The sequence below is a fragment of the Rhodopirellula sp. JB055 genome, from assembly GCF_043100905.1.
Classification (GTDB): domain Bacteria; phylum Planctomycetota; class Planctomycetia; order Pirellulales; family Pirellulaceae; genus Rhodopirellula.
Genome location: NZ_JBICHO010000056.1, coordinates 12,808 through 27,715 on the forward strand (window position 1 = coordinate 12,808; position 14,908 = coordinate 27,715).

Annotated in this window: 9 protein-coding genes, 1 tRNA gene and 1 pseudogene; 8 read left to right on the forward strand and 3 right to left on the reverse strand. The window is 57.0% G+C overall.

What is annotated here, in order from left to right:
• Nucleotides 1-234 precede the first annotated feature (234 nt).
• The 3 genes from ACF8AM_RS02250 to ACF8AM_RS02260 all read left to right on the forward strand — a co-directional run bounded on the left by ACF8AM_RS02250 (nt 235) and on the right by ACF8AM_RS02260 (nt 4,034).
• Nucleotides 235-1,491, forward strand: a complete 1,257-nt coding sequence (locus ACF8AM_RS02250) for a DUF1559 domain-containing protein (protein WP_392554077.1) — start codon at nt 235-237, stop codon at nt 1,489-1,491.
• A gap of 124 nt (nt 1,492-1,615) precedes the next feature.
• Nucleotides 1,616-1,786: a hypothetical protein gene (locus ACF8AM_RS02255; RefSeq protein ID WP_392554078.1), complete on the forward strand. Its 171-nt coding sequence runs from the start codon at nt 1,616-1,618 to the stop codon at nt 1,784-1,786.
• Nucleotides 1,787-2,552: 766 nt separating this feature from the next.
• Nucleotides 2,553-4,034: a hypothetical protein gene (locus tag ACF8AM_RS02260; protein ID WP_392554079.1), complete on the forward strand. Its 1,482-nt coding sequence runs from the start codon at nt 2,553-2,555 to the stop codon at nt 4,032-4,034.
• A 765-nt stretch (nt 4,035-4,799) separates the two neighbouring features.
• On the opposite strand, the pseudogene ACF8AM_RS02265 reads toward ACF8AM_RS02260, so the two are convergent.
• Both ACF8AM_RS02265 and ACF8AM_RS02270 read right to left on the reverse strand, forming a co-directional pair.
• A pseudogene (locus ACF8AM_RS02265) lies at nt 4,800-5,357 on the reverse strand (ABC transporter ATP-binding protein); the annotation flags it as partial.
• A gap of 84 nt (nt 5,358-5,441) precedes the next feature.
• On the reverse strand, nt 5,442-7,040 hold the full coding sequence (locus ACF8AM_RS02270; protein WP_392554080.1) for an ABC transporter permease: 1,599 nt from the start codon (nt 7,038-7,040) through the stop codon (nt 5,442-5,444).
• Between the two features lie 322 nt (nt 7,041-7,362).
• Between ACF8AM_RS02270 and ACF8AM_RS02275 the strand changes: the two genes are divergently transcribed.
• A tRNA-Met gene (locus ACF8AM_RS02275) sits at nt 7,363-7,436 on the forward strand.
• Between the two features lie 211 nt (nt 7,437-7,647).
• Nucleotides 7,648-9,060: an arylsulfatase gene (locus ACF8AM_RS02280; RefSeq protein WP_392554081.1), complete on the forward strand. Its 1,413-nt coding sequence runs from the start codon at nt 7,648-7,650 to the stop codon at nt 9,058-9,060.
• Between the two features lie 213 nt (nt 9,061-9,273).
• Here ACF8AM_RS02280 and ACF8AM_RS02285 read toward each other — a convergent pair whose 3' ends face one another.
• On the reverse strand, nt 9,274-10,023 hold the full coding sequence (locus tag ACF8AM_RS02285; RefSeq protein WP_392554082.1) for a DUF998 domain-containing protein: 750 nt from the start codon (nt 10,021-10,023) through the stop codon (nt 9,274-9,276).
• A gap of 382 nt (nt 10,024-10,405) precedes the next feature.
• On the opposite strand from ACF8AM_RS02285, the gene ACF8AM_RS02290 reads away from it, so the two are divergent.
• From ACF8AM_RS02290 to ACF8AM_RS02300, 3 genes are all read left to right on the forward strand, one after another.
• Nucleotides 10,406-11,785 (forward strand): Gfo/Idh/MocA family protein, encoded by a 1,380-nt coding sequence (locus ACF8AM_RS02290; RefSeq protein WP_392554085.1) that lies wholly within the window; start codon nt 10,406-10,408, stop codon nt 11,783-11,785.
• Between the two features lie 66 nt (nt 11,786-11,851).
• Nucleotides 11,852-12,877 (forward strand): Gfo/Idh/MocA family protein, encoded by a 1,026-nt coding sequence (locus ACF8AM_RS02295; protein ID WP_392554083.1) that lies wholly within the window; start codon nt 11,852-11,854, stop codon nt 12,875-12,877.
• Nucleotides 12,878-13,453: 576 nt separating this feature from the next.
• Entirely contained in the window at nt 13,454-14,683 is a 1,230-nt protein-coding gene (locus ACF8AM_RS02300) for a DUF1559 domain-containing protein (protein WP_392554084.1), read from the forward strand.
• Nucleotides 14,684-14,908 lie beyond the last annotated feature (225 nt).

Here is a 14,908-nt window from a genome sequence, read left to right on the forward strand (position 1 = left end):
CCCACGTTCCACCACAACTGATTGCGTGTGACCTGAGCCAGAACGACTCAGCACACCGTGAACGCCCACGGTCCCGACCCACGCCGGGTCTTGACCACGGACCGCTTGGCACAAGTCCGCCCAAGCGGCTCGCACTCGCCTTCACCGGCAAGTGCTGCTGATCAGAGGACTGAACTCATCCACGAGCCAAGTCGGCTCAGGAATGCATTCGTTTACACACGTGGAGCTTTGAAGATGGGAATTCATTCGCAATCCCGAAAGGGATTCACCCTGGTGGAACTGCTGGTGGTCATCGCGATCATTGGCGTTTTGGTTGGGCTGCTATTGCCGGCAGTGCAAGCGGCCCGCGAAGCCGCTCGCCGCATGAGCTGCGGCAACAACGTCAAACAGATCGGACTGGCAATCCACAACTACCATTCAGCGTTCAATCAGCAACCCATTCAAGGAACGGGAACCAACGCGAATAGCTCAACTGGCTGGGGTGCCGGCGGCGGCAACATCAACTCCGGAGGCGGATACAGCTCGCGGCGACTGAGCTACCTGGTTGGCCTCACGCCATTCATCGAACAGCAAGCTCTCTGGGAGATGATCTCAAATCCCTCCCTCAAAAACACGACGAACACAGCGATGTCGGGCCCCTGGAACGCAATGGGCCCCAACCCCTGGGTTCAAGATGGCTACGTGCCGTGGGCCTCGGAAATCCCAACGTTCCGATGCCCCAGCGATCCTGGCACGGGTGCACCCGCCCAAGGACGCACCAATTACGCGGCCAGCTTGGGCGACAGCCACTATGTGTACCAATACACCTCTCCCAACGGGAACGGTGGCAGCGGCGGCTACCCGGGCGGAGTCAGCCTGGCACAAACATCCGAACGCGGACGCAGCAGCCATCGAGGCATGTTCCGCCCCCGTGCCACGATGAAATTCCGTGACACGCTGGACGGACTGTCCAACACCATCATCGCTGGCGAAATTGCAACCGACCTGGGCGACCGAGATGCCCGCACGGACCTGCGCGTCGTCGCAGGCTCTTCCGCCAGAGCACCCAGCTCAGGGGACTCGTATTTCAACCCTGGCATTTGCGATGACATGATCGCCCCAGAGCGTCCGCAATTTTGGTTGAGCTCCGGCGTGAACCTGGTCCCGACGGATAAACGCGGCTTCCGATGGGCCGACTGGGGACCGATGTTCACTGGCTTTTACACGATCCATTCCCCCAACAGCCCTGCGTGCATCCTCTCGACTTTCGCTCGCACCTACGGCGGCCCCATGGGTGCCAGCAGTCGCCACCAAGGCGGATGCCATGTGCTGATGGGAGACGGCGCCGTCAAGTTCATCACGGAATCAGTTGATGCGGGCAACTCGGAAGCAACCATCCCGTACTACTACAACGCGTCCAACCAAAACCTGGTGGGCGGCGAAAGCCCCTACGGAATCTGGGGAGCGATGGGAACACGCGCCGGACGCGAAATCATTGGCGAACCGATCTGACCCAACCCACCTAAGTGTTGCATCACCTGCAACCAAGACCCACATGGCCATGTCCGGCCGCTTAGCTGGGCATGGCTCACCTGAACACCAACCACTTCCATTTCAAGAGAATCAAATGAAAGACATGACCAAAAACGGACTGATGATGCTGGCAATCGCACTGGCTTCGCCATGCTGGATCACGGGTTGCTCTGACAACGAACCCACCATGGTCGCGCCAGAAGGAAGCAACGAAGACATCCAAGCCAAAGCGGACGCAAAGGCGGCTGAAGTCGAAGGCCAGGAACCCACCTGAGGCAACCCTCAGACGAGGAACTCGCGCCGTTTTGAAACGCTGTGTTGCCAGACGCTTATCATCACCCTCCCCCCTGCAAGGGTCGAGCGAAGCGAGGGGAGGGTCGAGCACCGGAGTTTTGAAGTTGCGCTTTTCTCAAAACCCGAAGCGTCTTTCTCAAAACCCGAGGCGTCAGCGAGGGAAAAACGATGTTGAGTTCGCCTCGCTGACGCGTCGGGTTATGAAAAAAATGCCTCACGCAAAAGCGCAAATTCAAAACGCGTGTGCGAGGGACCGCACCAGCATTCCCCACAACGGCCCCATCCGGGGCGACGGGCTGTGAACGGTGGGTGGCACCTTACGGGAGCGCGTAGCCGGGTTCGCCAGAACTCGGACGCACATCAACTCGAACGTCCGAATTCTTGGCGAATCCGGCTACTTCTTGGCGAATCCGGCTACGAGCACGAGAGCTAGAAGCTGAAAAACGCCTCGTTTGGGTGGGGGGAAGACTTTTGACGGCGGCTTTCCGGGGCGGTTCGTCGTCAAAATCGGAGCAGACCGGCGGGTTGGCGTGATCGTTGGAGGAGTTTCAGGCTGATTTCTGTGTCAAAAAGATGCGTTTGGGATCATCTCTGAATACAATCGCTGTTTGCAGAAGCGAGTGGTTCGCCATTCCGGATGGGTCGGTGGCCGCTGTTCATCGAGTCAACTTGCAACCACCGCGACCCACGTTGGTCCGACTGCCCTCGCACGGGCACTCCGTCTCCTCCTACTCTTCACCGCCCTCATGGCCGCACGCGACGATTCAGTGATCCGAGGCAGCTTGATTGCCTGCCTGATTTTCCTGGTGCTCTCTTTGGCGCTCAACTTCTTTTTGTGGAGTTGGGGCGACACGCAAGCCGAAACGGCCGCAGGGGCGCAGGAACGCCTGCAGGCACGTGGCAGTGAATTGCAGAAAATGCAAGACGAAGCCACGCTGATGAAAGCGATGCTGGGCGTGGGAGGTTTGAGCCAGGCTCAATTCGATCAGCTGACGTCCACCACGGGGGGCGACCCCGAAATCGAAACGATCGAGCAGAACTTTGCTCGCGACATGGCGTTGTTCGGCCCGGAAGTCGACCCGCAGAACCGAAACTACCCCAACCTGCCCGAGTTCTTGGTCAACTCGATTCGCAACCGCAACGTCCAGTACAGCCAAGCTCGTGATGAAGCCACTCAGATTCGATCGCAGGCGGACAGTGACATCGAAGTGGCTCGCAAGGCTCAGGAAGTCGCGGAGCAAAGTCGCGACGCGGCCAACAAAAAGCTGGAAACAGAACAGTCTAAATTCGCGGAAGACCGTGAGCAGATGAAGCTGACCACGGAACGGACCAGCGATAGCTTGCAAAAGAAAATTGCTGAGTTCACGACGTACCGAAACAAGGTCACGGCCGAAATCAATGAGCTGCAGCAACTCGAAACACGTTTGGCGAGCACGATCGAAAACCAACGTCAGGAACTGGTTCGACTTCGCAGCACGAATTTCGAGAGCACACAAGGTTTGATCAGCTATGTGTATCGCGACGGCAACGTGGTGACGATCAATCTGGGGTCTGCCGATGAGTTGACTCCTGGTGTGACGTTCGGCGTGATCGATGGCGATGAAACCCGTCTGCAAGACGCGAAAATCAAAGCGACGATCCAGGTCACCAAGTTGTTGGGCGATCACCGTGCGGAAGCTCGCGTGGTGGCACTACCCGAAATTCGCTATCCGATCATTCCTGGCGACCAGATTTACTCACCGTTCTGGTCACCCGGACGTCGCGTGAAGATCGCGTTGATGGACAACATCGATCTCGACGACGACAACCGTCCCGATACCACGGAGATCTCTTCGATGATCCGTGCGGCTGGGGCCGAGGTCGCCGCGATTTTGCGAACCGATGGGACGCAAGAAGGCACGTTTGACAGCAGTGTCCGGTTCCTCGTCATTGGCGAATCGGAAGACGTGGACAATCAAGCCGACAACGCCAGTGAGGTTGCGGCGGTCGGGAAAGCGAAAGCCAAGGCGACCGAGAATGGTGTGACGATCATTCCCGCTTGGAAGCTGCAAGCGTACTTGAAGACGATCGACGATTCATTGACGACGCCGCTTGGATCGGCCGTTCGCGGTCGAGACTTTGCACCGGAAAAATCGTTGGCTCCGAAGTCGTTGCCCAACAGCCTGCCGAAGATCTACACCGAGCAGAAAGAACGGGTCCAACGCAACAACGAGATCCTGCGACCGTAAGGAAAGACCTCGGCCACGGATGGGGCCAGCGGTGCCTCGCTGACACGTCGGGGTTCCAATTCGACGGCCTTGGAAGGCCATCGTACGGGATGCGTCGTGGATCATTCGGCGAGGGGATGGCGGACAACTGTCATCGTTCCGCGACTTGGTGATCGACTGTGTCTCTCTTGACCTTGGGTTGAAAACCCAAGGCTTTCGGCTGCCGTCGCTCCGCGACTGGTCGTGCATGTTGGGTGACGCAACAACCGCGGAGCGGTGAAATCTGTCAGCCTCGGGTTTTCAACCCGAGGTCTTGGGGGCACACCCATGACGCGAAAGCCGCGGAGCGGCGACAGGGTGATACACGATCTTCGCCCCGGATGGGGCCAGCGTGGGGATGCGCGCGGTCCCTCGCTGACGCGTGTTGAAGTTGCGCTTTTCTCATAACCCGAAGCGTCAGCGAGGGAAAAACGATGTCGACTTCGCCTCGCTGACGCGTCGGGTTATGAAAAAAACAATGCCTCACGCAAAAACGCAACTTCAAAACTGACGCGTTCGGGTTGTGAAGTTGGTTGGTCAGGCAGCGACGGTTTCTAGCTTGGCTGAATCGGATCGGCTGTTCTTTGCTGCGTCCGAGGCGTTGTCTTCGAGCAAACCGTCGCACATTCGGTAGCAGCGGTCGGCGGTCTCGGCGATCGAGTCATCGTGAGTGATCATCACGATGGTCAGCTTATCTTCTCGGTTCAATTCGCGAAGCAGCGTCAGGATGGTGGCGCCGGTTTCTGTGTCGAGGTTACCGGTCGGTTCATCGGCTAGCAGCAGCTTGGGGTTGGACATCAGCGATCTCGCGATGGCCACGCGTTGCATTTCGCCGCCCGACATTTCTGACGGTTGGTGGTGACTTCGGTTCAGCAATCCGACTCGGTCTAACATCGCTTCGGCGCGGAGTCGCAAAGACTTTCGATCGCGAAGATAGCCTAGAACGCTGCGACGAATCATGGCGGGTGCCAACACGTTTTCGATCGCGGAGAGTTCTGGCAACAAGTGGTAGAACTGAAAGATGATGCCGATCTGCGAGTTGCGATATTGGTCTCGACGAGCGCGGCTTTGATTGTCGATTCGAGCTCCGTCAAACCAGACTTCTCCCGAATCCGGTTGGTCGAGCGTTGCTAGCAAGTGCATCAAGGTGCTCTTGCCACTTCCGCTGCGTCCAACGAGAGCAGACAGTTCCCCTGCGGCAAAACCGACGTCGATGCCGCGAAGAATCGGCAGTTCGATTTTGTCCTTGTGATAACTCTTGCGAATCCCACGGGCTTCCAGCAGCAGTTCAGGCGAGGAATGCATGGATCAAATCGTTGGTCGAAGGAGGGGGAAGAGGGAGAGATGGAAAGCGGCAGCGAACGGGTGGTCCGTTTGAAGTGACGTGGATCACTCGAATCGCAGAGCGGCGACCGGATGCATGCGAGCGGCCCGGATCGCGGGCAGCACGCTGGCGGTCGTCGCAATCGCAACGGCACCTGCCATGACCCAGGCCAGCGTGAATGGGTTGAGGATCGTGGGGATCTCCGTGAAGTAGTAGACCGTCGGGTCAAAGACTTCTTGACCGGTGATCGTTTCGATCACCGCAGCGATGTCATTGATGTTGTGGACGAATGCGATTCCGCCGACCAACCCCACTCCACTTCCGACGATGCCGAGCAACAGACCGTAGCTGAGGAAGATGCTCATCACTCCGCTGCCGCTGGCACCGAGTGCTTTCAAGGTTCCGATGTCGCGTGTCTTTTCCACGACGATCATGAAGAACGTGGCCAGGATGCCAAACCCAGCGACGGCGATGATCAAGAACAACAGGATGTTCAGGATGGTTGTTTCCAAACGAACAGCGGCGAGCAGTGGGCCTTGCATGTCACGCCAGGTTTGGATGCTGTAGGCATAGGTGTCAGGTGGAAAACGTTGACGCAGTGCATCGCGGACCGCGTTGAGATTCGCTCCTTCGATCAGTTTCAACTGGATCGTGGTGACGCTGGTTGTGCCGGAGCTTGGATCGATCATCCCGCGAAAATCTTGCAGTTGATCCAGTCGCACGAAGGCAAATGTGCTGTCGTATTCGCTCATGCCGGATTCATACAAATCCACCACGGTGAATTTTTGGTTGACGACTTTGGGTTTGTCGGAGGCGTTGGGGAACATCAAACGGACGTCGTCGCCCGGGCGGCAATAGTAGTGGTCGCGAACGTTGCCATCCGCGTCACGTGATTTGTTGCTGCAGGTGGAGATGCCCAGGATGATGCCAGGGTACTGCTCCGTTTCTGGATCGAAGTACACAGGGGCATCGCCTGCACCTTCTTCTCGAATTCCTTCGGGAAGGACGGTTCCGATCGTCGGCCCGTCAAATCCAAACGAAGGGCCATCCGATTCCAGCATCTCCGTGTTTTGTGGTTGTGGTTTACCGCTTGCCAAACGTGCGGCTTCTCGGCTCAGGTCTTCGATGCGTTTGCGTTCGGCTTCCCAGGCCTTTTCCATCCGAGCGTGATCGCGACGGTACTTCCATCCGGAATGAGGGAATCCGTCGCGGGCTTCTTCGTAGCCGTCTTCACGCAGGTCGAACGAGACCGCGGATTGGTTATCGGGGTGCAGGAGATAGCGGCCAAAGTGGCTGACGTTGTCATAGGTCTCCGCATCGATGCCGACGAGGTTGACGTGATGAGTGATCAGTTGTCCGTTGAAATCGATGCCGAGCATGCTGGGGACATGGACGCTCACCGAGGACCCGGCGATCTGGTCGCCGACGATGCGATGGATCTCGTCGAGGTGGGCATCGGGATCGGGCATGCCGCCTGAGGCGTGGCATTCGATGACAATGTCGGAGGCCAGTCCGTGCAGACGTTCATGCATTTCGGCTGAAAAACCAGCCATGACGCTGTTCACAACAATCAGCGTGGCCACGCCCAGCGTGACGCTGATGATCGAAGCCAAAGCGATGTAGCGGGTTCGCAAGTAGCGAAAACAAAGCAGCAGTCGGTACATCCGAGTTCCTTCCCAAGGGGCGATCAAAAAGGATGATCGGTTCGCGCGATCGGTACGGTCCTTCGTCCCAGGGGGTGTTTGTAGCGGTCCGGGGGAAACCGCGACAACGTCAATCTGACGAAGTTGACTCAAGTCCAGCGTTCGAAATGCCGATCTGGCAGGTCCGTGTGCCGAGCCCGGTGGCGGAAACCGGAATTGCCGTCATAACCGCTTCGCTGGAAGTGACCGAACACCAGAAAACCCGCTTGGAAGCCGCGAAGCCGTCTTTTCAAGCCTGCCGGATTCGCCTACATTCTCGCCCTCTCGAAAATCAAATTCGAGCGGCGGCATAGCTCAGCTGGTTAGAGCAGCGGAATCATAATCCGCGTGTCGGGGGTTCGAGTCCCTCTGCCGCTACTTTCAGGCCAGACAGGCCGAGACAATGCAAGCCAAACGCCGAAATTACCGGCGTTTGGCTTTTTTTGTGCGCCGATTGCTTGAGATGCCCAACGTGATTGCTTGCCGACCAAAGAGAGATTAGCCTCCCTTTTGAATGCCGCTGCTCGCTGGTCGTCGCAGTGCTGAAACGAATTTTCTCCATGGGTCGTGCTGCTTCTTGGTTGTTCACATGAAGTCTTTTGCGTTGGTTGCTGTTGCCGCGGTTGTGCTCTTGTCTTCAGGGAGTCGGGCCGAGACGCCTGAGGATGCGGACGTTGCCGCAACACGGGTGAATGCTTCAGCCGACGAGAATCGGCGACCCAATGTCATTCTGATCCTGGCCGATGATCTCGCGGTCGGTGATTTGGAAGGCGGAGACGGGCATCCGACGAGGACGCCGAATCTGGATCGCTTGGCGAAAGAGTCGGTTCGGTTTTCGCAGGCTTACAGCGGTTCTTGCGTGTGCGCGCCTGCGCGAGCAGCGTTGCTGACCGGACGCTACCCGCACCGCACCGGCGTGGTGACACTGAACATGAACAAGTATCCCAAGATGACGCGTTTGCGGCGCGATGAAACGACGATCGCCAATGTTCTGCGGGACGCTGGCTACGCGACCGGTTTGGTCGGCAAGTGGCACACCGGTCGAGGTGACGGGTTTCATCCACTCGACCGCGGCTTCGATGAGTTCGAGGGCTTCTTTGGTTCGGACGATGTCCGCTACTTTCGGTACCCGTTCTCGCAGCAGCGAAAAATCAGTGACGTCGAAGATCAGTATTTGACCGATGACTTGAATCGCCGAGCGATCGAGTTTGTACGACGACACCGCGAGCATCCTTTTTTCCTGCATCTAGCACACTACGCTCCGCACCGTCCTTTGGAGGCACCGCCCGAAATCATCGCCAAGTATCGTGACCAAGGGTTCAATGAATCCACCGCGACGATTTATGCCATGATCGAGGTGATGGATCGAGGCATTGGGGAATTGCTGGCTGAGGTTGAAAGCCTGGGGTTGGCCGAAGACACCATCGTATTCTTCGCCAGTGACAACGGGCCTGACCCAGTGACGGGAGAGCGGTTCAATCGTGAATTGCGAGGCACCAAGTATCAGGTCAATGAGGGCGGTATCCGAGTGCCATTGTTTGTTCGCCGGTCAAGTCATTTCGCTCCTGGCGAGCGTGATCAGATGGTCACCTTTGTGGATCTGCTGCCAACGATCTTGGATCTTTGCCGGGTCGAGTTGCCGTCGAAGAACCAAGTGGACGGGGAGAGTTTTGTGCCGGTGCTGCACGATGCCTCGGCGAGTCATTCCACCACGCGGTTTTGGCAATGGAATCGGGCCCATCCGAATTACACCCATAACGCGGCGGTTCGCCAGGGCCAATTCAAACTCGTGCGACCCTTTGTGACTCGCAGTGCCAAGCTGAAGGATTCGACCGAACCGGAGGTTCTTTATGATCTGCACGCTGATCCCACCGAGTCGCATGACGTGACGGACCGGTACCCCGACGTTGCGCGGCAACTCAGCCGTGAACTCAAGCGATGGTGCGACAGTGTCGAGCGGGATCGCGTGCGTCCCAAAGCGATGCCAGCGGATACCAAGTAGTGTAGTACCGTCCAGTCGTTTCCATCTGGCTCAATCGCAGTCGCGTTTTTCCGTGGCGGCATGTGGGCGTTCTCAACGGCGATGGCCATTGCTTGGCAGGCTGCTGATGGAATGCGTTTCACGGATTGAGTGATCCGCCGATGGGTGATCGGCCACGGTTATCCGAGACGAACCGGACGTGATCGCGTTCAGGTTGACTCAATCAACAGGCTTTTACGGGGTGTCTTTGATCCCCAAACCGTGCTGCAGCACCATTTTGCGTGAGTAGGCGAGGACCTCGACGCCAAGTTCGGTGACGATGACGCGGCCTTTGGCGAGCCAAGAACTGGCGAAGGCCCACACCGCGATCCATTCGGCCCAGAACAAAAAGTTGTACCCGTTCAGCCAGTCCTTCCAATTTTGTGGAAGCAATACCATGTAGCCGCCCATGGCGAACGTGATGAACAGAATCACCAACCCGCTGGTTCGAAAAGCGAACGATCGTTCAAACAAAAGGGACTCGGCTTCGCGCAGAGAATCACGGGGAAAGAGATACAGAGAATAGAACGCCAGGGTGATGAAGAAAACACCGCCGCTGATGGTGTGAACGTAGCCCACCAGCGATTTCTGAATCAACGGATCACTACCGTAGTCCAGCGGAAAGAGTGCGATGCCAACGGCGGCAGCCGAACCGATGTTGGCGGTCCAGTTTTCAATGCGGTCGTAACCGCGGTAGCAAAACAGAAAGATCCCGATCGCGCAGAGGGTTCCTACAAACACGTCTCGCAGTGGAGTGTGATAGTAGCTGCTCATGTTCTCTTGGATTTCGATCCCCAACAGCAGTCCACCCGGACCGAGCAGGATTGGCAGCAACAAACCGCTCAGTCCAATCGCCCGGCGGATGTCCAGGTACGACAGGACCAAGCGGTCCATCACCGCGCCGGATGAGTCCTCTGGCGGAGGCGTCGATTCGCGAGAGCTCATGAGTGGCTGTTGGGGCGTTTGTAAAAAGGCACGAACTGGTGGACGATGGTCAATCTCTTGGCAAGCGAGTTTGTTTTCCAGGGGCTGATTGTGAGCCGACATTTGACGAGCGAAAGGTTCAAAGACCAAACCGCTGTCAATATTGCTTACAATGTGGAGCCACGATGCGTCTTGCCCAACAGTCAATTCGGGCCGGATGCCTCGACCAGTCAGCTCGATGGCTGATTCTGGTTTCCCACCCAACCCGCCCGCCTCTCTGATCGATTGGCCCTGGACGTTTCTGAATCGAAGCGTCCGAGGCTGCCCACCGATTGTCACTGCCTCACTGTCTCCTCGCACTTTTTCTTGCTGTGTGAATGGGACCGTGTTGTGCAATGCAGTTATGGGGGGATCGGTCCAACTCAAGGATTTCGTCATGAACCAGCGTTCTCAGTATCCTGATGTGCAGTCGTCATTGTCGTCACAACCAAACCTTCGGAAGCGTGATCGTCGCTTGTTTTTGAAGGCGGGGGCGGCGCTGGGAGCGACCCTGGCGACTCGTCCTGTGCTGGCGGAAACCTCGGCGAAGAAGTCACCCAACGAAGTCATCCGAGTCGGCGTCATGGGCGTCAACAATCGCGGGGCCGCACTGGCCAAGGGATTCATCAAAGATCACGGGGCGGATGTGGTCGCGATCTGCGATGTGGATTCCCGAGCGTCCGAGAAGGTCGCGTCTTCCGTTGCAGACAACCAAGGCCATCGCCCCAAAACCTTTGTTGACGTTCGGAAGATGCTCGACGAAGCCAACGTGGACGCTTTGGTGGTGGCCGCGCCCAACCACTGGCACGCGCCCGCCACGATTTTGGGATGTGCAGCGGGGAAGCATGTCTATGTCGAAAAACCATGCAGCCAAACCGCTGAGGAAGGCGTGTTGGCGGTGCAAGCGGCTAGGAAGCACGACCGAGTGGTTCAGATGGGATCACAACGTCGCAGTTGGCCGGCCGTCATGCAGGCCATTGATCTGGTCCATTCAGGAGGCATCGGCAAGGTGTCCTATTCACGCAGTTGGTACAACAACCGGCGTCCATCGATCGGGCACGGAAAGACCGCCGCTGTACCGAGTTGGTTGAACTGGGAACTGTGGCAAGGTCCCGCACCACGGCGTCAGTACGTGGACAATCTGGTTCACTACAACTGGCACTGGCGTTGGCACTGGGGCAACGGAGAACTGGGAAACAACGGTATCCATGTGTTGGATTTGGCCCGTTGGGGATTGCAAGTCACCACGCCCAGTCGGGTGCGAGCGGGCGGGGGCAAGTACCGACATGACGACGATCAAGAAACTCCCGACACGATGATGGTGACCTACGATTTTCCTGAAGGAAAAACAGCGACTTGGGAAGGACTGAGTTGGTCGCCACTGGGCCCCCATGACGCAGCGGTTGGCGTCAGTTTTCACGGGAGTGAAGGTTCCATCATCATCCGGGGCAATGGTTTCACTCGGTTCGATGACCGCAACAAAGAAATCGAAACGGTCAACGGTGAAGGTGGCGACACCAGCCACCTTGCCGATTTCTTGGACGCCATTCGTACCGGGCGACGCCCCAACGCAGACATTCAAGAAGCCCACCGAAGCACGTTGCTGTGTCACCTGGGCAACATGGCGTATCGCTGTTCGTCCGAGTTGGAAATCGATTCGGCCAGCGGGAAACCGGTTGGCAATCCCGACGCCTTGGCGCTGTGGGGACGAGAGTACGAACCCGGATGGGAGCCGAAGGTCTGAGCCGCCGCGGTTGGCTCGGCTTCGTCAATTCAACTGGTTTTTCTTCTTTGCTTTGTGAGTGGTTTGATGCGTGTTCATTTGGTCGTTGTTGCGGTGTTTGTTTGTCTGGGGATTCTCTCTTCCTTTGCGTCGGTGTCCGCGAAAGATCCTGTGCGCATTGGCATCATTGGTTTGGATACCTCTCATTCACCGGCGTTTGCGAAGGAGTTCAATGCCGAGCATTCGGACGGTGATCCGTTGGCAGGCTTTCGCGTCGTCGCGGCGTATCCCTACGGAAGCAAAACGATCGAGTCCAGCAGCAGTCGAATTCCTGGCTACACCGAACAGTTGAAATCCATGGGAATTGAGATCGTTGATTCAATCAACGATCTGCTGTCCAAGGTGGATTGCGTGTTGCTGGAAACGAACGACGGGACGCTGCATCACGAACAAGCGTTGCAGGTCTTCGCAGCGGGAAAGCCCGTGTTCATCGACAAACCAGTCGGATCGAACCTGGCAGAAACAGTCGCCATCTACGAAGCGGCCAAGCATCACAACGTGCCGATGTTCTCCAGTTCTTCGCTGCGATACAGCAAAGGCGCTCAAGCCATCCGGTCAGGTTCGGTTGGAAAGGTGCTTGGTTGCAGCGCCCACAGCCCGTGCAAGATCGAGCCATCGCATATTGATTTGTATTGGTATGGGATTCACGGCGTTGAAACGCTTTACACCTGCATGGGTGTGGGATGCGAGACGGTATCACACACATCGACGGACGACTTTGAATTGGCAGTTGGGCGTTGGGGGGACGGGCGAATTGGAACGTTCCGAGGGATCCGAGCGGGCGGTTCCGGCTACGGTGGAATGGTCTACGGTGAAAAGGCCATTCAAGAGATTGGCAAGTACGACGGTTACCGTCCGTTGCTGGTCGAGATCGCGGAGTTCTTCCGGACCGGCGAACCACCGATCGATTCCGCCGAAACCATTGAGCTGTATGCCTTCATGCAAGCGGCCTTCGAAAGCAAACGCCAAGGTGGGATTCCCGTTGAGATTGAGACCGTGATGCAGGCGGCTCAAGTGAAAGCGGAAGAGCTGAACAAGTCGCTCTCCAAGTGAAGAGCCTGAGCGTGGAATGAGAGTCGAACATTTGTCCTCCAATGTTTGTGTGGCCGGCCGCAGTCGTCGAGCATCGTGGCGAGAACGCTTGAGGATGGGCTGGCTGGCAACGAGGAGTCGCATTCGCGGGTTGCTCGACGGAACTGTGGAGGACAACGGTTTAAATTTGGCCTCGCTCCCCAGCCTTCCCCGAAACAAAGTTTCGGGGGAGGTATCGCGACTCCGCTTCGCCAATGCGAATTCGCGAGCAGATTAGACCTCAAATGGCACTTTTTGATGCCTGGATCTGCGTGACAAAGAAAGTTATGCCATCCGGGCAGGTTTCGAGTAGCCCTTTTGGGGGTGGTGCATCAATGTCGGCAATGCATCAGCAACCCTTCCGACGGGCGGGGATCGTGAGAGGGGTTTGGCCTCTTCTTTTAGGTGTTTTTGGTTAATTCCGCGACCCCAAGGTTTGTTAGCGGTGTTCAGGTGAATATAAGGTATGTGAAATAATCGCATGCTCGGTCGGCGAGGATTTATTCTCCCGGTTGATAATATTTCGAAACAACACTGTTGAAACCAAGGAATGTTTACATGTTAAGTAAATCCTCTTCTCGGCGAGGCTTCACACTGGTGGAGTTGCTCGTTGTGATCGCCATCATTGGCGTTCTGGTGGGGTTGCTGTTGCCCGCCGTCCAAGCCGCTCGCGAAGCCGCCCGACGGATGAGTTGCAGCAACAACTTCAAGCAACTCGGGCTGGCGATGCACAACTATCACAGCGCCTACAACGGGGTTCCGATCCATGGTGTCGGAACGGATCTGGGAACGTCTGGGAACTGGTGGACCGCCTACTCGAATCAAAACTACTGGCGTTTGAGTGCTTTGGTCGGGATGACACCCTTCATGGAGCAGCAAGCACTCTGGGAGCAGATCTCGAATCCCAATGCGGAGCGAACTGATGGCAACGCAAGTGCCACGATTGGCGTTCCTGGAAATCCCTGGCCGCCGATGGGACCGACGCCCGAGAACATCCAGTACAAGCCTTGGTCGACCGAGCTTCCGACGCTGCGTTGCCCGAGTGATCCAGGCGTGGGATTGCCCGGCCTGGGACGAACGAATTATGCGATGTCGATGGGAGACTCCAGTTGGTGGACGATGAATGGAGTGTTGCGTCCCGCCGATCCGAGCCAGGCAAGTACTTCCGCCCAAAACTCTCGGGCCTCCAACCGAGGTTTCTTTGTGATCCACTCGCAAACGAAATTCCGTGACGTCTTGGATGGTTTGTCCAATACGATCGCGATGGCAGAAATCGCGACGGATTTGGGGGATGCCGACAACCGCACGCGTGGCAAGGTGCATTCCAGCGGCCAGAGTGCCGAGGCGATGATCCGAGACAATCCGCGACTTTGCATCGAAGACGCGACCCCGATGATCGATCCGACTCGTCCACAGTTTTGGGTCAATAGCGGGCTGGAGAGCGAGATCAAAGGGCGTGGTTTGCGTTGGGCCGACACGCAAAATGCGCAGTCGAATGTGCATATCATTTTGCCACCCAACAGCCCACTCTGCGTCCCTCACGACTCCAATGGTCAGTCACTGATGACCGCTTCCAGCCGCCATCAAGGTGGCGTGCATGTGTTGATGGGGGATGGGGCGGTGAAGTTCATCACTTCGTCGATTGAAGCAGGTAATCAGAACAGTCCCATGGTTCTCTTGTACGGAAACGCTGCGAACCTCAACCAACCGGGAGCGAAGAGCCCGTACGGGTTGTGGGGCGCTCTGGGATCGCGTGCTTCACGTGAAGTGATCGACGGCGAATTCTAGGCCCGCTCAAAACCAACTGCTAATTTCCAGCAAACGCCACGTTGAATTTCAGCGTGGCGTTTCGCGTTTTCCAGGATGACCGCCTTCTCCTTCTTCGTAGAAGTTTCGCAGGTTTTCGAAAATTTTGCCTAAAAAATCCAAGAATGAGTGACATCTCTACCCGGGAGTTATTTGTCCGTAGCGTGCTCGGAACTGCTTTAAGGGAGGGTGTCGCTCCCTTGTCTG